This is a genomic window from Shinella sp., assembly GCF_052438155.1.
Lineage (GTDB): Bacteria > Pseudomonadota > Alphaproteobacteria > Rhizobiales > Rhizobiaceae > Shinella.
Map to the genome: position 1 here is coordinate 194,133 of NZ_JBQVPI010000001.1, position 25,167 is coordinate 219,299.

Below are 25,167 nucleotides of genomic sequence, written 5' to 3' on the forward strand. Positions count from 1 at the left end.
CGCAGGATCAATATTCGGACTGCAATACGTGCAGCACGGCAGAAACCGGTTTACCGTCTAGTATCGGGTCGAGAGAGGCTCGAAATCGCTGCAAATCGCCATATTTGATCAAAAAACCAAAGCGTGCGCTGTTTGTAAACGCCGAACGCCTGTTTTCACCCATGAACGGCTCTGCAAATGTGCATTGGACCTGGAGCGTGCCGGTAGTGTTAAATGGCGCGATGCGAAGGCCTACATGCACCTGCTCAACGTTCTGGTCGCTCCAGTACCCGCCTTCCAACTTTGGCTCGGAACCGTCTTGGATTGGTACGGCATCCATTGCTAGAACGAAAGCGCGCAAGTCATCGATCGAGAACCACGCTGCCCCGTGGCCTCTGAATCCTTCGGCCTCCGCGCAAACAGTCAATTGACCGTGCCAGCAGTCTTCCGGCTCATACGTTATGGAGAGTGAGTTGCTTATTTGGCTTGCTTCTTACTTTTCACAATGGGCTCGGGCACATGATGGACATGGACCGGCATGACGTAGCGATGATTCTTGCGCGGCTTTTTAACCTGCCTTCTGAAGTTCATTGACGCTGCATAGACGGCTGCTTGGTCCGCTTCATCATGCCCAGAGGACTTTACGATATAGGTGCTCGCATGTTTGCCATTCGCATCCGTTCGGATGCCAACGGTCGCGATTTTTGTCGTGTCGCAGCCCGACAGGGCAAGCACCGCCAAGCACAGTGCCGACGTAATGATTTTTCTCACGATGGTCCCCGATTTCCCCAAATGCGTGCAATCTCCTACGAGAAGTTTTCTACTTCGGCAAGAGTCAATTTGTGGCTGTTGCCTCAAGTAGTTGACCGCTCTTCAGTGCGTCGCTTTCAGGTGCTATCGGTTGGGGCATGTACCCATCTCCGACCATCGTCCCCGGCCGATCCTGCGGCACCTGCACGCTCTGTTGCCGGTTGCCGGACATTGATCTTTTCGAGAAGCCCGCGAATGTCTGGTGTCGGCATTGCATCGCGGGCAAGGGCTGCTCGATCTATGCGGATCGGCCTTCGGTCTGCCGGGATTTCCTCTGTCTGTGGATGACCGATGAGGCGCTAGACGAGGCATGGGCGCCGTCCCGCTCGCACATGATGATCTACCGGCAGGGGCCGCAGATTACAGTGCTTGTCGATCCTGACCACCCCGACATCTGGCGAAGCGAGCCGTATCACGCGCAATTGCATCGATGGGCTCGCAAGGCCGAACCGGCTGGCGGCTATGTTATCGTCTTCTGGCGCGACGACGTGTTCAAGCTCTGATCCGCGCCGGCAGCCACCGTCATGGTCTTTGGGGGCGACGCCCGAAGACAGCGGTCTTTCCCGGGGTGGAGGCGGCCTGCCGGATCGATGGCGGCGTCGGCGAGTGTTCGCGTGCGGCCGGTCCCGGCAAGCGATAATGTGTGTGCGGCACATAGATGAGATCGTGTTCCGCGACGATCACGACCATGCTGTGCGGCAGGTCGAGGTTCGCCAGGCAGTCGCGCATGAAGCGGTGAAACTCGACGGCGATCAGCGCGTTGAAAACCACCTCCGCATAGGCCAGCGGTTCGTGGGCAGCTGTGCTTGCGCCTGTCGGCGTGACCTCGGTCACAAAGCCATATTGGTAGTGGTCGCCGCGCGGGATCGTCCCTGCCAGCGCCAGCACGTCGTGCATGCCGCCGATCGGGGCGGATTCGATTGCATCGAACGCGCCCTGCCATGCGCTACCGACCGCGGTGCACTCATCCGCGATCTCGGCATCGGTCTTCGCCAGGAAATCATAGACCCCACGGTTGTAGAGACTGACCTCGACACCCTGGTGGAAACGCCCCGCCGCATCCACGGCGCGCTCGTGCGCGGAGAGGTCAAAGCCAAGACCGGTGAAGGTCTCGGGCATTCCCGGCTGGTAGCCGGCGTGGCGAAAGGCTGCATTGGTTGTCCGCGGGATCTCGCCTGCCTCGTCGCTGATGCGAAGGTCGAGAACCGGATCGAAATTTCTGACGGGCAGATCTTTCAGGATTGCTGCAAGCTCGTCCTTGCCGTTCGAAAAGGCGCGTTGCGCGACGATCTCCCGGGTGAGAGCGAATATCTCGGATTTCCACGCGCGGAACGCCTCGATGAGCCTTGCGCGCTCGCTGTCCATCGTCATGGGAGGGGCCTCCGTTTCGACCTTTCCTAACATTCCGGAATTAAGATATTTCCTGCTCCGTCGCGCAGACTGAGACAAGCCGGGCTGATGGCCGGCGCTGCCGGCTGTTTCTGCCGATCATCAAAAATATTCCGGTGCACCCTGTCGGCTGAGACGCTACTCCTACGTCTTTCAGCCAACGGGAGTTCACCATGCTGTATGCCGTTCTTTGTTACGATAGCGAAAGTGAAGTCAGCGCCTGGTCTAAGGAGCTGGACGACAAGGTCATGGCCGATCTCGGCGCGGTCAACCAGAAATATGCCGAGGCCGGCAAGCTTGGTCCCGTCGCGCGGCTGATGCCGACGACGGCGGCCGTGACGGTACGCAAGGGTGCCACGGACGATATCGTCATGGACGGACCGTTTGCCGAAACCAAGGAACAGTTCCTCGGCTTCTTCGTCCTGCAGGCGGAAACGCTGGAGGAGGCGATCACCTTCGCCCGCGAACTTTCCGCCGCCAATCCGGCCAACGGCACCTATGAAATCCGGCCGCTGCAGTTCTTCAATCCGGGGGTACCCATAACATGACAGAGCTTGCCTGGATCGATCTGGCACTGACTTCGGCTCGGCCGCAGGCCATGGGGGCGCTTCTGCGCTACTTCCGCAACCTCGACCTCGCGGAGGAGGCCTTTCAGGAGGCCTGCCTTCGTGCGCTGAAGACCTGGCCCGACAAGGGCCCGCCGCGCGATCCGGCAGCATGGCTGATCTTCGTCGGCCGCAACAGCGGCATCGACCAGGTGAGGAAGCGCGCCAAACACCAGCCGCTTCCGCCCGAGGAGGTGCTGTCCGATCTGGAAGATACGGAAAGCGATCTCGCTGACCGGCTGGACGGCGCGCATTACCGAGATGATATCTTGCGGCTGCTGTTCGTCTGCTGCCATCCGGACCTGCCGGCCACACAGCAGATTGCGCTGGCGCTGCGCATCGTTTCCGGCCTTACGGTCAAACAGATCGCCAAGGCGTTCCTCGTTTCGGAAGCGGCGATGGAGCAGCGCATCACCCGGGCGAAGGGGAAGGTGGCAGCCGCCGGCATTCCCTTCGAGACGCCGGATGCCGTGGCGCGCGCCGAACGGCTCGGCATCGTCGCGGCGATGATCTATCTCGTCTTCAACGAAGGCTATTCGGCCGGCGTGCCGGAGAGGGCAGATGCGCCCTTCTGTGCGGAGGCGATCCGGCTTTGTCGATTGCTGCTAAAACTCTTTCCCTCCGAGCCGGAGATCATGGGGCTAACGGCGCTCATCCTCATCCAGCACTCGCGGCTTGACGCCCGCTTCGACAAGGACGGCCAGATCGTGCTCTTGGAGGACCAGGACCGTGCGCTCTGGGATCGTGGGCTGATCGACGAGGCGCTGGTGCTCATCGACAAGGCGATCCGGCATCGCACGCCCGGCGCTTTCCAGATCCAGGCGGCGATTGCAGCCCTGCATGCGCGCGCCGTGACGGCGGCGGAGACGGACTGGCTGCAGATCGACCTGCTCTACCAGACGCTGGAGCGCCTTCAGCCGTCGCCGGTGGTGCGGCTCAATCGGGCCGTTGCAGTTTCGAAACGCGAAGGGCCGGAGGCGGCGCTGGCGCTCATCGAGCCGCTGGCGGACAAGCTCAACGGCTACTTCTATTTTCATGGCCTGCGCGGCGGCCTGCTGAAGCAGCTTGGCCGCTACCGCGAAGCGCACGAGGCCTTCGACCGCGCCATCGCGCTTGCCACAACGTCGGCGGAGGCCGCGCATATCCGCCAGCATCTCGACAGCGTGCAGCGCGAGATGGCTGCCGCCGAAAAATAATCGGCTTTCGATGTCGGGCTGGCCGCCTGCCGGGCGTCCTTGATACGAACCGACCAATCGTAATCCACCGAGGAGACAGACATGACCGACACCGCCGAAATCAAGCCCGCCAACAACCGCGAACTGGTGCTGACTCGCGTGCTGAACGCCACGCCCGCCCAGCTCTTCAAGGCCTGGACGACGCCGGAAATCCTGAAGGAGTGGTTCATGCCGAAGCCCTACGCGATTGCCCTTGTCGAAATGGAGCCGCGTGACGGCGGCAAGTTCCGCACCGTCATGACCGGCCCGGACGGTTTCCACATGGACAGCACGGGCGTGTTCCTCAAGGTGGAGAAGGATCGGCGCATCATCACGACGGATGCCTTCGGCCCGGACTGGAAGCCGACCGAAAAGGCCTTCTTCAGTGCAGAAATCCTCTTCGATGATCTCGGCAACGGAAAGACCCGCTACACCGCGATCGCCCGCCACTGGACTGTCGAGGATTGCGAGGCGCACGAGAAGATGGGGTTCCACGAGGGCTGGGGCCAGGTGGCAGGCCAGCTCGAAGAGGTTGCCTCCAAGCTTTGAGGTGATGAACGGGGCGGGTAACCGCCCCGTTTTTGTTCGGCCGCGATCGTCCTGTAAACACACTGTTTCCCGATCTGCCCTTTCAACCTGCCACTGCCGGCCATATCTCTGGGAAAATCCCTCTCTTCTGGAACATCCCATGGAACTTGGCCTCTATACATTTGCCGATGTCGATCCCAATGCCGCCGACAAGGGGCGGGAAGGGGAGCGACGGCTGAAAAACCTTCTCGAAGAGATCGAACTTGCCGATCAGGTCGGGCTCGATGTCTTCGGGCTTGGTGAGCATCACCGGGCGGATTATGCCGCCTCGGCGCCGGCCGTGGTGCTGGCGGCAGCCGCGGCGCGCACGAAAAACATCCGGCTCACGAGTGCCGTGACGGTGCTGTCGTCGGACGATCCGGTGCGGGTCTTCCAGCAATATTCCACCGTCGATCTCATTTCCGGTGGCCGGGCCGAGATCATGGCGGGGCGGGGCTCCTTCATCGAATCGTTCCCACTCTTCGGCTATGCACTTGATGATTACGACCAGCTTTTCGAGGAGAAGCTCGATCTGCTGCTTGCGCTGAACGAGAGCGAGAAGGTCTCGTGGACCGGCGTGATGCGGCCGCCGCTGGCAGGGCTTGGCGTCTATCCGCGCCCGGCGCATGGCAGGCTGCCGATCTGGATTGCCGTCGGCGGCACGCCGCAATCGGTGGCGCGCGCGGGCGCCTATGGCCTGCCGCTGGCGCTTGCCATCATCGGCGGCACGCCGTCGCGCTATGCGCCGCTGTTCGATCTCTACCGCGAGGCGGCACGCCGGGCGGGGCAGGACGAGGCGAAATTGAAGACCAGCATCAACGTGCACGGCTTCATTGCGGACAGCACGCAGGCGGCGGCCGACGCCTTCTACGGACCGCAGGCCGAGGTGATGAACCGCATCGGCCGCGAGCGCGGCTGGGGGCCGACGAGCCGGGCGCAGTTCGACCAGTCGATCGGTCCGACCGGCCATCTCTTCCTCGGCGATCCGGAAACGGTGGCGAAGAAGATCGTCGACCATCAGCGGATTTTCCGCAACGATCGCTTCCTGCTGCAGATGGCGATCGGGTTGATGCCGCATGACCAGATTCTGCGCGGCATCGAGCTTTACGGCACCAAGGTTGCGCCCCTGGTGCGCGACATGCTGGCGGCGGAGCAGAAGGACGCAGTGGCCGCTTCCGCCTGACAGCAGCGCGCGGGCGTGATAGACACGCCCGCGAAAGAGAGATGCGATGACCCTCGAGAATGACGACGACCTCAACGGCCTGAAGGCGATCGGCCGGATCTGCGCCAATGTGCTCCAGCACATGTCGACCTCCATCCGGCCGGGCATGACCACGGCCGAACTGGACCTGATCGGCCGGCGGATGCTGGAGGCGGCGGGCGCGCGTTCGGCGCCGGAAAGCTGCTACGCCTTTCCGGGCGCGACCTGCATCAGCATCAACGAGGAGGTTGCGCACGGCATTCCGGGTGACCGGGTGATCAAGGACGGCGATCTCGTCAATATCGACGTTTCCGCCGAGCTCGACGGCTACTTTGCCGATACCGGCGCGTCCTTCACGGTGGGGCGCTCGACGCCGGCGGTGGAGCGGCTGTGCCGTGATGGCAAACGGGCGCTCTGGGTCGGCCTCAAGGAAGTCAAGGCCGGCAAGCCGCTGGCGCAGGTCGGCAATGCCATCGGCGAGTTCGCGCGCAAGAACCGCTACACGCTGATCGCCAACCTCGCGAGCCACGGCGTCGGCCGCTCGCTGCACGAGGAGCCGACGGAAATCGCCACCTGGCCGGACCCACAGGAAAAGCGCCGCATGACCGACGGCCTCGTCTTCACCGTCGAGCCATTCCTGTCGCTCGGCGCCAACTGGGCGGAAAGCGGCAAGAACGACGAGTGGACGCTCTACAGCGATCCGCGCGCGCCGACGGTGCAGTTCGAGCACACGGTCGTGGCGACACGGAACGGGCCGCTTGTGGTGACACTGCCCGGCTGAACCTTCACCGGCGCTGATCCGACGATCAATTAATCTTGTTTGTCGGAGCTATGTTGCAGTGCGATGGTCGCGGCATGATGCAACGCATTCCCGCCCTGTCGCGCGAGCCCGTCCGGGCGGCCATCGCCGGTGCTATCGCCATGGCCGTGGCCATGGGGCTCGGCCGTTTCTTCTATACGCCGGTGCTGCCCGGCATGATGGCCGGCCTCGGGCTCAACGCTGCGGACGCCGGCATCATCGCGGCGGCGAATTTTGCGGGCTACCTGCTCGGCGCGGTGCTGGCCGCCTATGGCTGGGCGGCGGGTCTGGAGCGGAGGTTGGCGATCGGCGCGCTGGTTTCGGCGGTGCTGCTGCTGCTCGCCATGGCTCTGATTTCCAGCGTTGCGGCACTCTCCGTCGTGCGGTTTCTCGCGGGGCTTGCCAGTGCCTTTGCCATGATTTTCGCCTCCGGCATCGTGCTTTCGATCGGGCTCCGGCATCAGGATGCCCGCGTGCAGATGGCGCATTTTTCCGGCGTCGGCCTGGGCATCGCGGTGTCGGCCGTTCTCGTCTACCTGCTGTCGCTCGTCGAATTCCCGGCCATCGCCGTCTGGCGCGTCGACTGGCTTGCCGGTGCCATACTCGGCGCCATGGGGCTTGCCGCCGTCATGGTTCTGCTGCCGCGGCCGGAACGCGGTGCCACCGGGGTGCGCGAGCCGCCGATCGTCTGGACCCGGCCGCTGGTCGCGCTGACACTGAGTTATGGTCTCTTCGGCATCGGCTATGTCGTGACCGCCACCTTCATCGTCGCCATTGCGCGGGAGGGGGCGGAGAGCCCGTTGCTCGAATGTTTAACCTGGCTCGTCACCGGCGCCTCGGCGGCGATTTCCCTCGTCGCGTGGAAGCCGATCGCGGCGCGCTACGGCGTGGCGATGGCCTATCTTGCAGCGATCCTCGTCGAGATGGTGGGCGTCGCGGTGACGGTCACATTGCCCTTCCCGGCCTCCGCGCTGATCGGCGGAACGTTGCTCGGCCTCACCTTCATCGTCATCACCGCCTATGGCCTCCAGCTCGGGCGCGTTCTGGCGAGTGAGAGCCCGCGGCAGGTGCTGGCGCTGATGACCGCGGCGTTCGGTGTGGGGCAGATCCTCGGGCCGCTCGGCGCGGGCTTTCTGGCGGCACGCACGGGAAGCTATGTGCTGCCAAGCCTCGCCGCTGCCGGCGTCCTGCTGCTTGCTGCAGCGATCACCGTCGCCGGTGGTGTGCTTTCCATTAAATCTCGGTAATCCGGGCGCTTGGCGATTGTTGCAATGCGCAAATTCCTCTAGGTTCTGGCATCTTCGGCTTGCTTCGCAAAGCCCGGTCTCCGCCAAACGAAAGTGCCTCCTTTGTTTGTCTCCTTTTTCCCCCATCCCAGATTCTTCTTCCCGTCTGCTATCGTCTGGTCGGCCCTTGCCATGATCATGTGGTATGCTGGCGGAGACCAACTCGGAGCTTTCATCGGGTTGCCCCCGCTACCGCCGGGGCAGGACGCAGTCATTGGGGTTTCCGTCTTCTGGTCGACTCCTTTTCTGTGGTTTTACATTTATTATGCGCTGGTGGTGGGGCTGTTTGCCGCCGCCTGGTTCATTTTCAGCCCGCATCCGTGGCAGTTATGGTCCGTGCTCGGATCGGTGCTCATCATCTTCAACACGTATTTCTCCGTACAGGTGAGTGTGGCGATCAATGCGTGGTACGGACCGTTCTACGATATGATCCAGCGGGGGCTCGCCCGCACCGAACCGATCCCGACGGAAACCGAACTCTACGTCGGCATGATCGGTTTCGCGGGGATCGCCTTCGTTGCCATCACCGTGGGGACGCTCAATCTGTTTTTCGTGAGCCACTACGTCTTCCGCTGGCGGACGGCGATGAACGATTTCTATATGTCCCACTGGGAGAAGCTGCGCCATATCGAAGGTGCCTCGCAGCGTGTGCAGGACGACACGATGCGCTTCTCGCGGACCGTGGAAGGCCTTGGCGTCAGCTTCGTCAGCTCGATCATGACGCTCGTAGCCTTTCTTCCAGTGCTGTTCAAATTTTCGAGCACGGTAACCGTTCTGCCCTTCATCGGCGAGGTTCCGCATGCCCTCGTCTGGGCTGCGATCTGCTGGTCACTGTTCGGAACGGTGTTTCTTGCCGCAGTCGGTATCAAGCTTCCGGGCCTGGAATTTCGGAACCAGCGGGTCGAGGCCGCCTATCGTAAGGAGCTGGTCTATGGTGAAGATCACGCCGACCGGGCGCAACCGCCAACGGTTGCGCAGCTATTCGCCAATGTGAGAAAGAATTATTTCCGTCTCTATTTTCACTACCTGTACTTCAACGTCGCCCGTATCTTTTATCTGCAGGCCGACAACCTCTTCGGCACCTTCGTGCTGGTTCCGTCCATCGTCGCAGGCAAGCTGACGCTTGGCGTGATGAGCCAAATTCAGAACGTTTTTGGGCAGGTACGCGAATCCTTCCAGTATCTCGTCAACTCCTGGACGACGATCGTCGAGCTGCTTTCGATCTATAAACGTCTCAAAGCCTTCGAGGCGGCGATCGAGGGGGAACCCCTGCCGGAAATCGATCAGCGTTATCTGACGACAAAGGAAGAAGACGGAGAGCTTGCCGCCAACAAGCCGTAGAAACGACAGATCAGCGGCAAGACATCAGAGGGCGGCTCCGGCCGCCCTTTTTTCGTTTGCAAGAATGCCCATCGCCTCGGCATAGCTGACGCAGGCGACGTCCTTCTGCCCGCAGGTCTCCGTGAGGAACCGGTCGAGTGCGCGCCAGTAGGCGCCGGCGTTCATTTCGACGAAGTGGAAGCCGAGCTGGAGGGGGATGCGTTCGCCGTCATATTGTCTGGCGAAGGCGTCTCGATAGGCTTTCAGCGTGCTTTCCTCGAAGGCGGCGCTTTTCTCCGGCGCCTCCTTGGCCTTGGAATGGCGGACATAGAGATTGTAGTCCATGGCGATGACGGGGCGCTTCGAGGTGCCTTCCGGGACGAGGGGCAGCGCGAAGCGGGCGAGCTTGCCGCTGGCGACGGGCATTGCCGGCCCCTTCGAGACGAGGCTGGCGTCATAGGTGAAGCCGTTGTCCTCCAGCGCCTTCACCAGGCCGCTGCCGGCGGAAAGGTAAGGTGCGCGAAAGCCCTTGATGTCTTGCGCGACGAAGCGTTGCCAGTCAGCGGGTTCACGCTCGCCGACGCCGGCATTCTGCCAGCCGTTCTTCAGCGCCTCGTGGAAGAAGGTGAACTCGGCTTTCCAGTCCGCAGCACTCCACTTGCCGCCATCGAAATGGCCGCAGGCGTGGCTGCCGATATCGTGGCCTTCCAGTTTTGCCAGCCAGATTTCGCCAAGCCGCAGGATCGTGTCCTCCTTGTCGGGTGCAAAACCGACATTGGAGCGGCCGCGCTTTTCGTGTGGCGCCTGGTAGTTGGCGCGCTCGTCCTTCGGGAAGAGGAAGGTGCAGGAGAGGAAATAGGTGAAATGCGCGCCGGTGCGCTTGGCCATGGCGCGGCTCTTCTCCCAGAGCAGGTTGTCGTGCGCGCCGTCGAAGGAAACGATGACGAGCTGCTTGCGCTTCGGCGTTTCGATCGCGTCGTCCTTGGCAAGCGCCGTGCCTGAGACGAGCCCGACGGCGAGGAGGGAGAGGACGATTCGAGACGATTGTTGAGACAAGATGGGCACCCGCGACAATTTGCAAAGGGTCTGTCATCGGTTCCGAATGCGGCAATCCTTTGATCGGGCTGGAATTGTTAGCCCTTGAAGGCTATTCCAAAGAGAACGGCCAGGGGCCGATTTTTCTTCAAGGGGCTTTTTCATGACGTTGCTCATCGCCGGTCTCGTTCTCTTTATCGTCACTCACCTGCTGCGGCCCTTCGCGCCGGGTCTTCGCAATGCGGGCATCGCGGCACTCGGCAAACCGGGCTGGATGGCGCTGCATGGCGTGCTGTCGCTCGTGAGCCTCGCACTCATCGCCTACGGCTTTGTCGATGCGCGCGAGAACGGTGGCGCGATGCTTTATTCTCCACCGACCTTCATGGCGCATATCGCGCTGACGCTGATGCTGATCGCCTCGATCTGTCTCGTCGCCGGCTTTCTGCCGGCCGGCCATATCCGCACGAAGATGAAATTCCCGATTCTTGTTGCGATCAAGATCTGGGCGCTGGCGCATCTTCTGGCGAATGGCGAGAGCTATTCGGTGCTGCTGTTCGTGACGATCCTTGCCTGGGCGGTCATCCTGCGCATCACGCTGAAGAAGCGCATCGCCGCCGGCGAGACCAAACTGCCGGTTTTCGTCTCGGCGAAATACGACCTGATTTCGGTCGTCGTCGGCCTCGCTCTCTATGTGGCCATCGTCTTCTGGCTTCACGAGTGGTTGATCGGCGTGGCGCCGCTGCCCTGATCCAGGCCCGATCCTCGCCTGATACCGGGCTTTTCGCGCCTGCCCCCTTACAACGCGGTCAAAATGGAGTAGAAGGCGCAAACTCCAATCGTCAGCAAGAGCCGGGCAGGGAATGGTAAATCAGGACGACAGCTTTATCCGCGAGGTCAACGACGAACTCCGGTCCGACCGGATGCGTCTGGTCTGGCTGCGTTTCGGCCGCATCTTCATCGGCATCGCCGTGCTGGTCGTTCTCGGCACGGTCGGCAAGGTGAGCTACGAATATTGGCGCGACAGCGAGGCTTCCGCCGCCGGTGACAGCTTCCTCGCCGCGCTGACGCTCGCCCGGGAAGGCAAGAACGAAGAGGCGCTTGCCGCGCTGACCGCGCTGGAAAAGGATGGCTTCGGCTCCTACCCGGTGCTCGCCCGCATGCGCTCCGCCTCGCTTCTTGCCGAGACCGATGCTGCGGGCGCCGTCACCGCCTTCACGGCGATCTCGAAGGACACGTCGGTGCCGGCAGCGCTGCGCGATGCAGCCCGCCTGCGCGCCGCGTACCTCCTCGTCGATACCGGGACGTATGAGCAGGTCTCGGCCGAAGCCGAGCAGCTTGCGACCCCGCAGAGCGCGCTGCGCCATTCCGCGCGCGAAGTTCTCGGCCTCTCCGCCTTCAAGCACGAGGACTACGCCCGTGCCAAGGAATGGTTCGATGCCATCATCAATGACAGCGAAAGCCCGCGCAACGTTGCCAACCGCGCGCAGATGCTGCTTGACCTGATTGCCGCAAGCGGCAAGCTGTCCTCCTGATCCGGTATTCACCGGACCACCGAAACGGAACACGTTCATGAGCTTCACCGTCGCCATTGTCGGACGCCCCAATGTCGGCAAGTCCACCCTGTTCAACAGGCTTGTGGGGAAGAAGCTCGCGCTTGTCGATGACACGCCCGGCGTCACCCGCGACCGCCGGCCGGGCGATGCCCGCCTGATCGACCTGAAATTCCGCATCATCGATACCGCCGGTCTCGAAGACGCGGCGCCCGAGACGCTGCAGGGCCGCATGCGCGCCCAGACCGAAGCGGCGATCGACGAGGCCGACCTGTCGCTCTTCGTCGTCGATGCCAAGATGGGCCTGACGCCCGTCGACCAGGCTCTGGCCGACATGCTGCGCCGCAAGGGCAAGCCCGTCGTACTCGTCGCCAACAAGTCGGAAGCCCGTGGCTCCGATGGTGGGTTCTATGATGCCTTTACGCTCGGCCTTGGCGAGCCGACGGGGATTTCCGCCGAACACGGTCAGGGCATGCTGGATCTGCGTGACGCGATCGTCGCCGCAATCGGCGAGGAACGCGCTTACCCGGAAGAAAACGAGGCCGTCACCGATGTCGACCTGCGCGCCGAGGCAGCTGCCGAAGGCGTGGAGAAGGACGACGACTACGAGCCCGAATATGACGAGACGAAGCCGCTGCGCGTCGCCATCGTCGGCCGTCCGAATGCCGGCAAGTCCACGCTGATCAACCGCTTCCTTGGCGAAGACCGGCTGCTGACCGGCCCGGAAGCCGGCATCACGCGCGACTCCATCTCCGTCGAATGGGACTGGAAGGGCCGCACGATAAAAATGTTCGACACGGCCGGCATGCGGCGCAAGGCCAGGGTGCAGGAGAAGCTGGAAAAGCTCTCCGTCGCCGATGGCCTGCGCGCCATCCGCTTTGCCGAGACGGTGGTCATCATCTTCGATGCCACCATTCCCTTCGAGAAACAGGACCTTCAGATCGTTGATCTCGTGCTGCGCGAAGGCCGCGCGGCCGTGCTCGCCTTCAACAAGTGGGATCTGATCGATGATCCGCAGGCCGTACTTGCGGAGTTGCGTGAAAAGACCGAGCGGCTGTTGCCGCAGGCGCGCGGTATTCGCGCCGTGCCGGTCTCCGGCCAGACGGGCCGCGGCCTCGACAAGCTGATGCAGGCTGTCATCGAGACGGACCGCACCTGGAACCGCCGCATCTCGACAGCCAAGCTGAACCGCTGGCTGGATGCACAGCAGACGCAGCATCCGCCACCGGCCGTTTCGGGCCGTCGCCTGAAGCTGAAATACATGACGCAGGTGAAGGCTCGCCCGCCGGCTTTCATGATCTCGTGCACGCGTCCCGATGCGCTGCCGGAATCCTATATCCGCTACCTGACGAATGGCCTGCGCGCCGACTTCGACCTGCCGGGCGTGCCGATCCGCATCCACTTCAAGGCGGCGGATAACCCGTTTGCCTCGAAGGTGAAGAAGCGGCGCTAGCGCCGACCTTTTGGGTCAGCCTTTCGGCAGCTTGTCCCTGGGGACCAGCGCGCCGTGATGCTGGATGACGGCGGCGGCGGCTTCGGCAGCGAAGCGTGCCGCCTCCTGCGGACTTGCACCGGTTGCAAGGCGGGCCAGGAAGGCACCGTTGAAACTGTCGCCGGCGCTGGTGGTGTCGACAATCGTCCTGACCTCGGCAGAGGGCACATGGCTGCGCTCACCGCCGAAAACGAGCGTTGCGCCCTTCTCACCGTCCTTCACCACCAGGTTTTCAACGCCGAGCGCCCGGTAGCGGGCAATCGTTTCCTCCAGCGAGGCATCGCCGAAATGGCTCGTCTCGTCGTCGAGGCTGGGCATGACCAGCGTTGCGGCGCGCGCGCCTTCCGTGATGGTTGCGCGCATGCGCTCCGTATCATCCCAGAGGCGCGGGCGGATGTTCGGATCGAAGACGATGCGCTTGCCCGCGGCCTTGGCGCGGCGAAGCTCTGCGAGCAGGGTGTCGAGATCTTCCGGCTGCACGATCGCCAGGGTAATGCCGGAGAAGACGACGATATCCGAGGCTTCGATGGCCGTGCGCAGCCGGTCGCCGTCGTGGGCCAGCAACTTTGCCGCGGAAACCGAGCGCCAGTAGGAGAAGCTGCGCTCGCCGTCCTTCAGGTGGATCATGTAGAGACCGGGCGAACGGCCCTCTATGCGGGCGACATGGGCGGTGCCGATGCCGTGGCTTTCCATGAAGGCGAGCATTTCGTCGGAAATCATGTCCTTTCCGACGGCGGAGACGTAGTCGACGCTCCAGTCCGCCGGCAGGTACTGGCGGGCGTAATAGGCGGTGTTGAACGTGTCACCGGCAAAACCCTTGCGCAGCAGGCCGCCTTCGGCCTGCATCAGTTCTACCATGCACTCGCCAATCGAAAGCAGCCGTCCTGCCATGTCCTGAAATCCTCCGGTTCATTCCGCCGGAAAGAGGAAATACGATCAAAGAGTTGGCGGGGCAAGGCTGTGCCGGCGCTTTCTGCGCAGCGGATGGAATGTGCCGCCGTGACGACCGGCCTCGACCCGAATGCGGCCTGTTTGATCGCGCGAATGCAAGACGAATCTTGACGCGCGGCGGATCATTGCTCCATCCGTAACCAGCAAGTCCGCGCTCCGAAGGACAGCCGACCCCTCCGGTCGAGCCGCGTCCATGGATCGTGATCAACTCTCACCCGTCAAAGGTGCCGACCTTATGAACATCAAGCAGCTCGAAGTGTTGCGCACGCTTCTCGCCACGGGTTCGACCATTGCGACGGCCAAGGCCATGGGGCTCAGCCAGTCGGGTGTGAGCAGGCTGCTGGCACAGCTCGAATCCGATCTGGCGCTGACGCTGTTTGCCCGCGACAAAGGGCGGCTGATCCCGACGCCGGAGGCGACGATTTTGGCGCGGGACGCCGAGAATGTTTTGCTCGCCGTCGATCGCATGTCCGGTCATGCGGAAGATCTGCGTAACGGCGCCTCGGGGCCGGAAACCGTGCGGATCGGCCTGCCGAGCAGCATGTGGGAGAATTTCGCGCCCGCCATGCTGATCGATTATGTGCGCGCCTTTCCCGGCGTGCGCATCGAGACCTTCTTCGAATCGACGACGGCCATCAACAAGCTTGTGGAGGAGCGGACCATCGATCTCGGTTTCCTGCGCATCGAAGGGGAGGTCGGGCCGGGTATTGTGGTCGATAGAGTTGCAAGCGGCCAAAGCGTCTGCGTCATCCCGGAAGGACATCCGCTCGCCGAACTGGAGGAAGTCACCGCAAAACACCTGCGCAATGTGCCGCTCATCCTCATCGGCCGGCAGCGGCCGAACCGCATGGCGCTCGACCAGGCCTTCAAGCGAGCAGGGGTGAAACAATTGGTCAAGATCGAGACCCACACCAACAGTTCTGCCTGTTCCTACGTGGCGCACGGGCTTGGCATCACGATCATCAGCAGTTTCTATGCGAATCTCTATCGTCACCTCCCAGTGGTGCACCGCCCGTTCGTGCCGCGCAGTACGCAGGAATTCGGCCTCGCACGCGCCGATGGCGTTCCGTTGTCCATCGCCGCACAGGCACTGAGCGACGCTCTGAAGAGGCAGATTCAATTTTCGCAGAATAGCAAATGAAATCAGCCAAGTGAGACGGCTCCTGTGCCCTGTCTGATGCGGACGAGCATGGGCCGAGTCTGCATAGGCATATGACAAAAACGCATAATATTGCGCGTTTTCGTTCAATCACTCATAGTCGTTCCCAACGAAACCGATGACGGCCGCCGGGAATGATGGCCATCAATCGTGGGGAAACAATGCTGAGATTCATCCTGAACCGCCTGGTGATGGCGCTTCCGACGATCGCGCTCGTGTCGATCACGGTTTTCGCGCTGATCCGCTTCATTCCCGGTGACCCCGCCGCGCTGATGCTCGGCGACATGGCCGAGCCGGACCAGATCGCCGCCATGCGCATCGAGCTTGGTCTCGACAAGCCGATGCCGCAGCAATTCCTGATCTGGGCCGGCAACGTGCTGCAGGGCGATTTCGGCCAGTCGATCGTCAACGACGAGGCGGTGCTGCCGCTGGTCGTGTCGCGCTTCATGGTCAGTGCCGAGATCGTGCTCGTCGCCGTGCTTCTGGCCAGCCTGATCGCCGTGCCGGCCGGCGTGATTGCCGCCTGGCGCCAGAACAGCCTGACGGATCTTGCCCTTGTCGGAACGGCGACCGTTCTCCTCTCCATCCCCACCTTCTGGCTCGGCCTGTTGCTGCTGCTGTTCTTCGGGCTGGAACTCGGCTGGTTGCCGGTGCTGGGTTACGTGTCGATCCGCGAGAATTTTGCCGGCGGCCTGCTCTATCTGGTGCTGCCGATCATGACGCTGGTCATCCACGAGGCGGGCGTGCTGATCCGCATGGCGCGCGCCTCCACGCTGGAAGTGCTGCGCCTCGACTATATTACTCATGCCCGTGCCAAGGGGCTTTCCGAAAGTGCGGTGCTCTGGCGCCACGCCTTCAAGAACGCCTTCGGCCCGACCTGGACGATGATCGGCCTCATCCTCGGCAACCTGCTCGGCGGCATCGCCGTCATCGAGACGGTGTTCACCATTCCTGGCCTCGGCCGGCTGATGGTCGACAGCATCTTTGCCCGTGACTATCCGGTCATCCAGGGCTGCCTGCTGTTCGTCTCGCTCTCCTATGTGCTGGTCAACCTCGTGATCGACCTTCTGTATCCCCTCTTCGATCCGCGGGTTGTTGCCGAATGAAAAAGGTCTCTCTCAACGCGCTCATCGGCGGCATCCTCATCGCCCTGCTGCTCGCCACCGCTGCCCTCGGCCTCGTCTGGACGCCCTTCGATCCGATGCAGCTCTCCTTCACCGCGCGCCTTGCCGCGCCCGATGCGAGCCACCTCCTCGGCACCGACGAATTCGGCCGCGACGTGCTGAGCCGCCTGATGGTCGGCGCCCGCGCCAGTGTGTGGATCGGCCTGCTGACCGTCGGCTTCGCCACCATCTGCGGCACGCTGATCGGCCTTGTCAGCGGCTATGCGCGCGGCTGGGTGGATGGCGTCATCATGGCCGTCAACAATGCGCTGCTCGCCTTTCCGGGCATTCTGCTGGCGCTCGGCCTGCTCGCCGTGTTCGGCGCCAACCAGTACGGCATCATTTTCGCGCTCGGCATCGCCTATACGCCGTCGATGGCGCGCGTGGTGCGCGGCGCCGTGCTGTCGCTGCGCGAGCGGGAGTTCATCGAGGCCTCGCGGGTGATGGGCAATGGCGAACTCTACACCATGGCCCGCCACATCCTGCCGAATTGCCTGGCGCCGATCACCGTGCTCGCCACGTCCATGTTCGGCTGGGCGATCCTGTCGGAGAGCGCGCTGTCCTTCCTCGGCCTCGGCGTGCCGCCGCCGGCACCGACCTGGGGCAACATGCTGGCCGCCGGCCGGCCCTTCATTGAGCAGGCCGTCTGGCTCGGCCTGTTTCCCGGCCTCTGCATCGCGCTGACGTTGCTCGGCATCAATCTCCTGGGCGATGCCCTTCGCGACAGGCTCGACCCGCGCATGAGAGGTCTGAAATGACGGATACGCTTCTGACCGTTCGCGACCTCTCTCTGGCGGTTGCGCAGAACCACCGGGGTGTCGTCAAGTCCGTCTCCTTCGACATCGCGCCCGGCGAGATCTTTGGCATCGTCGGCGAAAGCGGCTCGGGCAAGACGCTGGCGACCCGTGCCCTGATCTCGCTGCTACCGCCGGCCATCAAGGTGACGGGCGGCTCGGTCCTCTACAAGGGCCGGGACGTTCTGAAGATGAAGAACCGCGAGCTGCGCAGCCTGCGTGGCGCCGAGATCGGCGTCGTCTTCCAGGAGCCGATGACCTCGCTCAACCCGTCGATGACCATCGGGCGCCAGCTGGAGGAGGGCCTAATCCTTCACAGCAAAGCCTCGGCGGTAGAACGCCGCGCGCTCATCCTCGAGATGCTGAAGCGCGTCGGCATCCGCGACCCCGAGGGTGCGCTGGCGGCCTATCCGCACGAGTTTTCCGGCGGCATGCGCCAGCGCATCATGCTGGCCTCCGTCATGCTGCTGAAGCCGGCGCTGCTGATCGCCGACGAGCCGACCACCGCACTCGACGCCGTCATCCAGCGCGACGTGATGGAACTGATGGTGGAACTGACGCGGGCCGAGGGCACCGCCGTGCTGCTGATCAGCCACGACCTTCCCATGGTGGCACGCTATACCAGCCGCATCGTGGTGATGGAGCAGGGCGCGATCGTCGAGCACGGCCGCACCGAGGACCTGCTGGAAGCGCCGCAGCATCCCTATACGAAGAAGCTGCTCTCCTCGCTGCCCTTCCGCGGCGAAGTGCGGGCGATCGACACGGCGAAGGCGCCGATGGTTTCGGCCCGCGATATCATCGTCGACTATGCGGGCCGCAAGTCGCTGCTCAGCAGGGGCAAGGCGAAGCGGGCGCTGCATGGTGTCAGCATCGATATCCACGAGGGCGAGGTTGTCGCGCTCGTCGGCGGTTCCGGCTCGGGCAAGACGACGCTCGGCCGCACCATTGCCGGCCTCGTCAAGGAAAGCGGCGGCGAAATCCGCTTCCAGGGGCGGGCGCGCGATGCTGACTGGACCGATTATCGCCTGAACTGCCAGATGGTGTTCCAGGACCCCTATTCCTCGCTCGATCCGCGCATGACCATCCAGGCGCTGGTCGAGGAGGCCTTGCGGCTGGTGCCGGGCTTGGATGCCGCGGCAAAGCGCAAACGCGCGCTGGAAACGCTGGAGGAGGTCGGCCTTGGCACCGATTACGCCGAGCGGTATCCGCACGAGCTCTCCGGCGGCCAGCGTCAACGCGTGGCGATCGCCCGTGCGATTGCCCGCCGCCCGCGCTTCCTGATTGCCGACGAGCCGGTCTCCGCGCTCGACGTGACGGTCCGGGCGCAGGTGCTCGATCTCTTCTCCGATCTGCAACGCCGCTACGGTTTTTCCTGCCTCTTCATCAGCCATGACCTCGGCGTGGTCGAGCAGGTCGCCGATCGCGTCGTCGTCATGCAGGACGGCCGGATCATCGAACAGGGCGACCGCGACACGATTTTCGACAGCCCGAAGGAGGCCTATACGCGCCGGCTTCTCTCGGCCATTCCCGCGCTCGACCAGAACGAACGGGGCGGCGTGACACTGAAATGGCGCCTGGAGAATTGATGTGAACACGTCTTCGAACGCCCCTTCCGTCGCCGAGCAGCTTGCCGGGATCTGCGACGCACAGCCCTTCGTGACGCGCTTTGCGATCCGCAATCTCCGGACCGGCGAGACGATCGAACGCGGTGCCGGCGAGGAAACGCCGTCGGCCAGCACGCGCAAGACCTCGATCATGATGGCCGCGCTGAAGGCGGTGCATGAGGGCCGGCTCGATCTCGCGGAAAAGATCACCTACGAGGCGCGTTTTGCTGAGGAAGTGGCGAGCGGCATGTTTCGCTACCTGACGCCCGGCATCGTCATTTCGCTGCGCGATGCCATTACCGGCATGATGGTGCTGAGCGACAATGTCTGCACCAAGATGGTGTTCGAGCGCCTGACGCTGGAAGAGGTCGGCGCCTATTGCAAGGCGATCGGCATGGAAGGAACGCACCACCGCTTCCTCATCCCGCCGCTGGCGCTTTCGCCGGACCATGCGCTGACCTCCGTCACCACGACGACGGCGCGCGACCAGATGTTCCTCCTGCAGACGATCCTTGACGCGCAGACATCTGCCGAGGCGGTGGCGCGGCTCGGCACCTCGCCGGAACTCTGCGCCTATGCCCTGCAGACGCTGAAGAACCAGATTCTGCGCTACGCCATCCCCTCGCGGCTGCCGTTCGGCACTGTGGTGGCGCACAAGGGCGGTACGGGCAAACGCGGCCGCATGAATGCCGGCATCGTCTACCGCGACGGCGCGCCCTTCTACATCATCGCGGCCTTTACGGACGGTGTGCCGCTGGCCATGCCCGACGGCACGCCGGGCTACACGATGGCGCTCGAGACCATCGGCAGGCTTTCACGCGCCTGCTGGGACGGATTCAACACATGACAATCAACGACAGAACAGAGGGTAGAACAATGAAAAAGCTTCTTCTTTCGGGGGTGGCCCTCATCGCCGCAACCCAGATCGCCACCGCGCGCGACGTCACCGTGGCGCTGAGTTCGGACCTGCGCAGCAGCAATCCCGGCGTCAACCGCGACGGCAACACCGACAGCGTGATCCTGCACATCGTCGAGGGCCTCGTCGGCTACAACAATGGCGGCGAAGTGAAGCCGCTGCTTGCCAAGAGCTTCGAGACCTCGGCCGATGGCCTCACCTATACGTTCAAGCTGCGCACCGACGTGAAATTCCACAACGGCAAGCCGCTGACGGCCGACGACGTGGTGTGGAACTGGACGCGCTACCTGAAGCCCGACACGAAATGGACCTGCATCAAGGATTTTGCCGAGGGCGGTGCTGCGGCAGTGACCGGCGTAACCGCGGTCGATGCCGGAACGGTCGAGATCAAGCTTGCAAAGCCGTCCGCCGTCTTCCTCGGCCTGATGTCGCGGCCCGAATGCGGGTTTACCGGCATCATTTCGCCGGACTCCGTCGCTGCGGACGGCAGCTTCGCCAAGCCGATCGGCACCGGTCCGTTCCAGTGGGACGAGTGGAAGAAGGGTGAATATATCCACCTCACCAAGTTCGCCGACTACGTCTCGCCGGAAAACAATGGCCAGCCGGACGGCATGGTCGGCTCCAAGCGGCCGCTGATGGATGGCGTCAAGTTCATGATCATTCCGGACGCCTCGACCATCAAGGCAGGCCTCCAGTCCGGCGTGCTCGACACGGCGGAAATCTCGCCGGACCTCATTCCTGAATTCAAGGATAGCGAGAAGACCCAGCTCATCGTTGCGCGCAACAACGGCAAGAACCTCCTCTACATCCAGACCCGCGACAAGGTGCTGAGCAAACCCGGCGTGCGCCGCGCCATGGCGATGGCGCTCGATCTCGACCAGCTCGTCGCTGCCGCCTCCAACGGTACCGGCGAGGCGAACGGCTCGATGGTCTCGCAGGACTCCGTCTACTTCAGCGAAACCCAGAAGAAGCGGCTGCCCTATGACATCGAGGCCGCGAAGAAGGAACTGGCGGATGCCGGCTACAATGGCGAGCCGATTTCGATCATCGCCAACAAGCGCGGCAACGTGCCGAGCTTCCCGGCAGCCATCATGGCGCAGGCCATGATGCAGCAGGTGGGCCTTAACGTGCAGATCGAGGTGCTGGACTACGCGACCCAGGTCGATCGCCGCCGTTCCGGCAACTACCAGGTCATCTCCCAGTCGGTATCACCGCGCCTCGACCCGGCGCTGATGTATGCCTTCTATGTCGGCAACAAGGACGAGAACGCCTCGCTGATGTGGGACGATCCGAAGGCGATCGAGCTGATGAAGGCTGCCTATGTCGAGGCTGACCAGGCCAAGCGCCAGAAGATCTTCGACGAATTCCACGAGCTGATGCTGAAGGAGATGCCCGGCATCTTCCTCTACGACATGGTCGACGTCTGGGGCGCGACGAAGGCTCTGAAGGGCCAGCCGGTCTGGCAGTCGAACGCCCGTCTCTGGGAAGTGTCGGTCGAGGAATAGGCCCGGTTTCCGCGCCGCAGGCGGCCCCGGCGCGGACCAGTTTGATCATCATCATTGCGGCCCGGCGGCCTATCCGCCGGGCGCCTGGCCCGCCGTTGTCTGCGGGTGGATAAAAGCGAGGACGGATTATGGATCGGGATGCCGTGGCGGCACTTTCCGCAGCAATCGAGGCGATGGCGCCCGATTTTACGACGATCAGCGACAGCATCTGGGATTTCGCCGAGCTGAAGTTCGAGGAGCAGCAATCCTCGACACTTCTGGCGAAGGCGCTTGAGGACAACGGCTTTTCCGTGCGCCGTGGCGTCGCCGGCATGGAGACGGCGTTCATCGGAGAGGCTGGCAGCGGTGCGCCGGTCATCGCTTTCCTGGGCGAATTCGATGCGCTGGCCGGCATGAGCCAGCTCGCCGGCATTGCCGAGGCGAAGCCGGCTGTCGATGGCGCCACCGGTCATGGCTGCGGTCACAACCTGCTCGGCGTCGGCTCGCTGATGGCGGCCATCGCGCTAGCCCGTTATTTGAAGACGCACAACCTGCCCGGTACGGTGCGTTACTACGGCTGCCCGGGTGAGGAGGGCGGCTCCGGCAAGACCTTCATGGTGCGGGCCGGCCTGTTCGACGACGTCGACACCGCGCTGACCTGGCATCCGGCCCCCTTCAACGGCGTGCGCTCGACCAACAATCTCGCCGTGCTCGAATATTTCTACCGCTTCAAGGGCGTCGCTGCCCATGCCGCAAACGCCGCCCATCTCGGTCGCTCGGCGCTCGACGCGGTGGAACTGATGAATGTTGGCGTCAATTTCCTGCGCGAGCACATGCCGCAGGATTGCCGGGTGCACTACGCCATCACCGATGCGGGCGGCAAGGCGGCGAATGTCGTGCAGGCAAAGGCCGAGGTGATGTATCTGATCCGCGCGCCGGAAATGGCGCAGGCGCTCGCTCTGGCGGCTCGGGTGGACAAGGTGGCCCGTGGCGCGGCGATGATGACGGAGACGGAGGTGGAGATCGTCTTCGACACCGCCTCGACGAACCTCCTGCCCAATCTCACGCTGGAGACGGCGCTGCACGAAAATCTGGTGGCGCTCGGCCCCGTCGCTTTCGACGAGCGGGACATCGCCTTTGCTCGGTCGATCCAGGAGACCTTCACGGAGGAGGCGATCAGCAGCAGCATCCGGCTCTACCGGATCAAGGATGACGTCTTCTCCAACTCCCGGATCGACGGCTCGACACCGCTGCATCTCGGCCTGCGCGCCTTTGAAGGCGAATCCCATTTCCGCGCCGGCTCCACCGATGTGGGCGACGTCAGCTGGGTGACGCCGACGGCGCAATGCTGGACACCCGCCTGGGCCATCGGCACCAATCCGCACACCTGGCAGGTGGTGGCGCAGGGCAGAAGCCCCGCCGCGCACAAGGCGATGGCGCACGCCGCTAAGGCGCTTGCCGCCACCGGGCTTTCGCTGCTGACCACGCCGGACCTGCTTGCTGCGGCGGAGGCCGAATGGCGGGAGAAGACAGACGGAAAACCCTATGTCTGCCCGATCCCGGCCGATGTAATGCCGGGTGTGGGGCTAACGGAACGAACATAAGGCCGGAAGAGGCAGGGTGGGTTCGTCCGGCGGCAGTTCACGCCGGACACTGTTCAAGCAGCCTCGCGATGTCCTCGCGCCGGAACGGAACCTGATCGACGTCGACGGGCTCCTGATAGGTGCGGGCATATTGATGGCCGGAATAGACGGCTGCGGCAATCAGGCCCGGCGCGAGGCAATCGCCGAGCGGAGTCACGGTCCTGATGCCGGCATCGGCCCACTCGTCTTCCCGCGCCTTGAGCGCCAGCCAAAGCGTTTCGTCCGGCAGGCGGGCGGTGACGGGCACGAGCGTGGCGCAATCGACCGGCCGGATCTTTCCGCTGTAGATGCAGGACAGTTTCAGCTGATCCTTCGTGCGGCCGCCAAGTGCTTGTGCCGTGATGATCTCGACGCCGAGATCGATGAGGCGGCGCTGGACGCGGCCCTGTTCCAGCGTGTTCTTGCTCCACGGGGATACCTGGGCTTCGGGCGTCACGAAAATCACCGTGCGGCCGGCCTTCGCGAGCAGTTCGGCAAGCACGCTGCCCATGTAGAAACAGTCGTCGTCGAACACGACGACCGGGCCATCGGCGGGCACTGCCTGGGCGCCGTCGGAGAGGATGGCATCGGGCGAGACGACGGTGCCTTCCGCCAGGAAATCGAGCGGCGTGCGATGGGTGCGGCCGACACCGTCGGTGCGCCAGCGCGCGCCGGTGGCGATCGCTACGTGGGGGATGGCATATTGCAGCACGTCGTCGGCGGACAGCGGACTGTGCAGATAGAGTTCGGCGTTGACGCGGGTGCTTAGCTGGCCGACGCGCCAGTCGCGCACACGGCCCCAGGTGGCGAGCCCCGGCAGGCGACATTCGCGCGCGATGCGGCCGCCCCATTCACCGCCGCCTTCCGCCAGAACCACATCGACGCCGCGCTCGGCAAGCGCCCGCGCCGCCTCAAGGCCGGCCGGGCCGCCGCCGATGACAAGGGCGGGCTCGGGTGTTTCGGCCCTTGCGATGATCTCCGGGTGCCAGCCCTTGCGCCATTCCTCGCCGATCGTCGGGTTCTGCGTGCAGCGCATCGGCACGTTGGTGTTGTCGCCGGAGGTACAGATGTTGCAGCCGATGCATTCACGAATGTCGTCGATGCGGCCGTCCTCGATCTTCTTCGGCAGGTAGGGATCGGCAATCGACGGGCGTGCCGCGCCGATGAAATCGAGAATGCCCTGCCTGACCACCCGCACCATGCTGTCCGGTGACGTATAGCGGCCGACACCTACCACCGGCTTGGTGGTGACGGATTTGACGAAGCGGGTGTAGGGCTCCTGATAGCCCTCCTCGGAGAAGCGGGCCGTCTGGCTGTCGTTCGACCAGTCGGACAGGTTGACGTCCCAGAGGTCGGGAAGCTCGGCAAGGGCTGTGATGATGTCCTTGCCTTCCCCCTCGCTGGTGATGCCGGACGGCCCCATCAGTTCGTCGATCGCCAGGCGTATGGCGAGCGCGCAGGTATCGCCGATCGCCTCGCGTGTATCGTCGATGATTTCGCGAAACAGCCGCAGCCGGTTTTCGAACGAGCCGCCATATTCGTCGCTGCGGTCGTTGTGACGGCGGGAAAGAAAGTGCTGCAGCACGCTCATGTCATGGCCGGCATAGAGATAGACGATGTCGAAGCCGGCCCGTTTGGCGCGGAGTGCAGCGTTGCGATACCAGCGCCGCATGTCGGCGATGTCGGCCTTGTCCATGGCGCGGGCCTGGACGGGATCGAGGCTGTCGGTGATGGCGTGGGAGGGGGCGAGCGGGATCATTCGGCTGAAACGGTTGGCGACATGCAGGCCGTTGTGCACGAGCTGGATGGCGGCAAGGCTGCCATGGGCGTGGATGCGCTCGGTCACGGCGGACAACGCCGGCAGGTCGCCATCATCCCAAAGCCGGGCTTCGTTGGCCGGCGTCAGGTCGGAGGTCGGGTGGATTTCGGCTTCCTGGGTGGAGACGACAGCCCAGCCACCCTCCGCCTTCATGCCGCGTAGCTGGGCTTCCGCATTCGGATAGCGGTAGCCCATGCCGGAACAGTGCGGCACCTGGTAGAAACGGTTGCGCGCCGTGACAGGCCCGATCTTGACGGGTTCGAAGAGAATATCGAAGCGGGGATCTCGGGTCATGGCCTGTCATCCTGAAAGAAGCTGAGGTCCGCCGCTTGAGGGGGCGGCGGTCGGATGATCGACAGGATATCGGGAACGCACAAGCAGGCAAGAGAATTGCTATACGTTTGTATA

Annotated in this window: 24 protein-coding genes; 18 read left to right on the top strand and 6 right to left on the bottom strand. The window is 63.5% G+C overall.

Annotated elements, in window-relative coordinates:
• Positions 1-7: 7 nt before the first annotated feature.
• Positions 8-340, bottom strand: a complete 333-nt coding sequence (locus tag ACT6VE_RS00885) for a hypothetical protein (RefSeq protein WP_444796746.1) — start codon at positions 338-340, stop codon at positions 8-10.
• Between the two features lie 116 nt (positions 341-456).
• Positions 457-750, bottom strand: a complete 294-nt coding sequence (locus tag ACT6VE_RS00890) for an energy transducer TonB family protein (protein ID WP_444796747.1) — start codon at positions 748-750, stop codon at positions 457-459.
• Between the two features lie 137 nt (positions 751-887).
• Here ACT6VE_RS00890 and ACT6VE_RS00895 point away from each other — a divergent pair, with 137 nt between their 5' ends.
• The gene (locus ACT6VE_RS00895) at positions 888-1,292 is read left to right on the top strand and encodes a hypothetical protein (RefSeq protein ID WP_444796748.1); all 405 of its coding nucleotides are present in this window, start codon (positions 888-890) and stop codon (positions 1,290-1,292) included.
• Between the two features lie 19 nt (positions 1,293-1,311).
• Here the strand turns inward: ACT6VE_RS00895 and ACT6VE_RS00900 are convergent, their stop codons facing one another.
• Positions 1,312-2,160: a hypothetical protein gene (locus ACT6VE_RS00900; RefSeq protein ID WP_444796749.1), complete on the bottom strand. Its 849-nt coding sequence runs from the start codon at positions 2,158-2,160 to the stop codon at positions 1,312-1,314.
• Positions 2,161-2,351: 191 nt separating this feature from the next.
• Here ACT6VE_RS00900 and ACT6VE_RS00905 point away from each other — a divergent pair, with 191 nt between their 5' ends.
• The 7 genes from ACT6VE_RS00905 to bacA all read left to right on the top strand — a co-directional run bounded on the left by ACT6VE_RS00905 (position 2,352) and on the right by bacA (position 9,191).
• Entirely contained in the window at positions 2,352-2,726 is a 375-nt protein-coding gene (locus ACT6VE_RS00905) for a YciI family protein (protein ID WP_069057994.1), read from the top strand.
• Positions 2,723-3,979 (top strand): RNA polymerase sigma factor, encoded by a 1,257-nt coding sequence (locus ACT6VE_RS00910; RefSeq protein ID WP_444796750.1) that lies wholly within the window; start codon positions 2,723-2,725, stop codon positions 3,977-3,979. The genes ACT6VE_RS00905 and ACT6VE_RS00910 overlap by 4 nt, the downstream gene beginning before the upstream one ends.
• An 81-nt stretch (positions 3,980-4,060) precedes the next feature.
• Positions 4,061-4,546, top strand: coding sequence for an SRPBCC family protein (locus ACT6VE_RS00915; protein WP_444796751.1), 486 nt, complete (start codon positions 4,061-4,063; stop codon positions 4,544-4,546).
• Between the two features lie 139 nt (positions 4,547-4,685).
• Entirely contained in the window at positions 4,686-5,747 is a 1,062-nt protein-coding gene (locus ACT6VE_RS00920) for an LLM class flavin-dependent oxidoreductase (protein WP_444796752.1), read from the top strand.
• 46 nt (positions 5,748-5,793) lie between these two features.
• On the top strand, positions 5,794-6,546 hold the full coding sequence (gene map / locus ACT6VE_RS00925) for a type I methionyl aminopeptidase (protein ID WP_444796753.1): 753 nt from the start codon (positions 5,794-5,796) through the stop codon (positions 6,544-6,546).
• Positions 6,547-6,620: 74 nt separating this feature from the next.
• A complete protein-coding gene (locus ACT6VE_RS00930; RefSeq protein WP_444796754.1) occupies positions 6,621-7,811 on the top strand; it encodes a YbfB/YjiJ family MFS transporter in 1,191 nt (396 codons plus the stop codon).
• 102 nt (positions 7,812-7,913) lie between these two features.
• Positions 7,914-9,191: a bacteroid development protein BacA gene (bacA, locus tag ACT6VE_RS00935; RefSeq protein WP_444796755.1), complete on the top strand. Its 1,278-nt coding sequence runs from the start codon at positions 7,914-7,916 to the stop codon at positions 9,189-9,191.
• A 24-nt stretch (positions 9,192-9,215) separates the two neighbouring features.
• On the opposite strand, the gene ACT6VE_RS00940 is transcribed toward bacA, so the two are convergent.
• Entirely contained in the window at positions 9,216-10,142 is a 927-nt protein-coding gene (locus tag ACT6VE_RS00940; RefSeq protein ID WP_444797428.1) for a polysaccharide deacetylase, read from the bottom strand.
• A 226-nt stretch (positions 10,143-10,368) separates the two neighbouring features.
• Between ACT6VE_RS00940 and ACT6VE_RS00945 the strand changes: the two genes are divergently transcribed.
• The 3 genes from ACT6VE_RS00945 (at position 10,369) to der (ending at position 13,208) form a co-directional block, all read left to right on the top strand.
• The gene (locus tag ACT6VE_RS00945; RefSeq protein ID WP_444796756.1) at positions 10,369-10,953 is read left to right on the top strand and encodes an NnrU family protein; all 585 of its coding nucleotides are present in this window, start codon (positions 10,369-10,371) and stop codon (positions 10,951-10,953) included.
• Between the two features lie 112 nt (positions 10,954-11,065).
• Positions 11,066-11,737 carry a tetratricopeptide repeat protein gene (locus tag ACT6VE_RS00950; protein ID WP_444796757.1) on the top strand — a complete coding sequence of 224 codons (672 nt, stop codon included), beginning with the start codon at positions 11,066-11,068 and terminating at the stop codon, positions 11,735-11,737.
• A gap of 37 nt (positions 11,738-11,774) precedes the next feature.
• Complete coding sequence (gene der, locus ACT6VE_RS00955; RefSeq protein ID WP_444796758.1) at positions 11,775-13,208, top strand: ribosome biogenesis GTPase Der; 1,434 nt, start codon at positions 11,775-11,777, stop codon at positions 13,206-13,208.
• A gap of 15 nt (positions 13,209-13,223) precedes the next feature.
• Here the strand turns inward: der and ACT6VE_RS00960 are convergent, their stop codons facing one another.
• Positions 13,224-14,138 carry a sugar kinase gene (locus ACT6VE_RS00960; protein WP_444796759.1) on the bottom strand — a complete coding sequence of 305 codons (915 nt, stop codon included), beginning with the start codon at positions 14,136-14,138 and terminating at the stop codon, positions 13,224-13,226.
• A gap of 295 nt (positions 14,139-14,433) precedes the next feature.
• Between ACT6VE_RS00960 and ACT6VE_RS00965 the strand changes: the two genes are divergently transcribed.
• From ACT6VE_RS00965 to ACT6VE_RS00995, 7 genes are all read left to right on the top strand, one after another.
• A complete protein-coding gene (locus tag ACT6VE_RS00965; protein ID WP_444797429.1) occupies positions 14,434-15,339 on the top strand; it encodes a LysR family transcriptional regulator in 906 nt (301 codons plus the stop codon).
• Between the two features lie 179 nt (positions 15,340-15,518).
• Positions 15,519-16,463: an ABC transporter permease gene (locus ACT6VE_RS00970; protein WP_444796760.1), complete on the top strand. Its 945-nt coding sequence runs from the start codon at positions 15,519-15,521 to the stop codon at positions 16,461-16,463.
• On the top strand, positions 16,460-17,278 hold the full coding sequence (locus tag ACT6VE_RS00975; RefSeq protein ID WP_444796761.1) for an ABC transporter permease: 819 nt from the start codon (positions 16,460-16,462) through the stop codon (positions 17,276-17,278). Before ACT6VE_RS00970 ends, ACT6VE_RS00975 begins: the two co-directional genes overlap by 4 nt.
• Positions 17,275-18,900, top strand: a complete 1,626-nt coding sequence (locus ACT6VE_RS00980) for an ABC transporter ATP-binding protein (protein WP_444796762.1) — start codon at positions 17,275-17,277, stop codon at positions 18,898-18,900. Before ACT6VE_RS00975 ends, ACT6VE_RS00980 begins: the two co-directional genes overlap by 4 nt.
• A gap of 1 nt (position 18,901) precedes the next feature.
• Entirely contained in the window at positions 18,902-19,765 is an 864-nt protein-coding gene (locus ACT6VE_RS00985; RefSeq protein WP_444796763.1) for a serine hydrolase, read from the top strand.
• A 29-nt stretch (positions 19,766-19,794) separates the two neighbouring features.
• Complete coding sequence (locus ACT6VE_RS00990; RefSeq protein ID WP_444796764.1) at positions 19,795-21,339, top strand: ABC transporter substrate-binding protein; 1,545 nt, start codon at positions 19,795-19,797, stop codon at positions 21,337-21,339.
• Between the two features lie 128 nt (positions 21,340-21,467).
• Complete coding sequence (locus ACT6VE_RS00995; protein ID WP_444796765.1) at positions 21,468-22,922, top strand: M20 family metallopeptidase; 1,455 nt, start codon at positions 21,468-21,470, stop codon at positions 22,920-22,922.
• 37 nt (positions 22,923-22,959) lie between these two features.
• Here ACT6VE_RS00995 and ACT6VE_RS01000 read toward each other — a convergent pair whose 3' ends face one another.
• Positions 22,960-25,053 carry an oxidoreductase gene (locus tag ACT6VE_RS01000; RefSeq protein WP_444796766.1) on the bottom strand — a complete coding sequence of 698 codons (2,094 nt, stop codon included), beginning with the start codon at positions 25,051-25,053 and terminating at the stop codon, positions 22,960-22,962.
• Between the last annotated feature and the right edge of the window lie 114 nt (positions 25,054-25,167).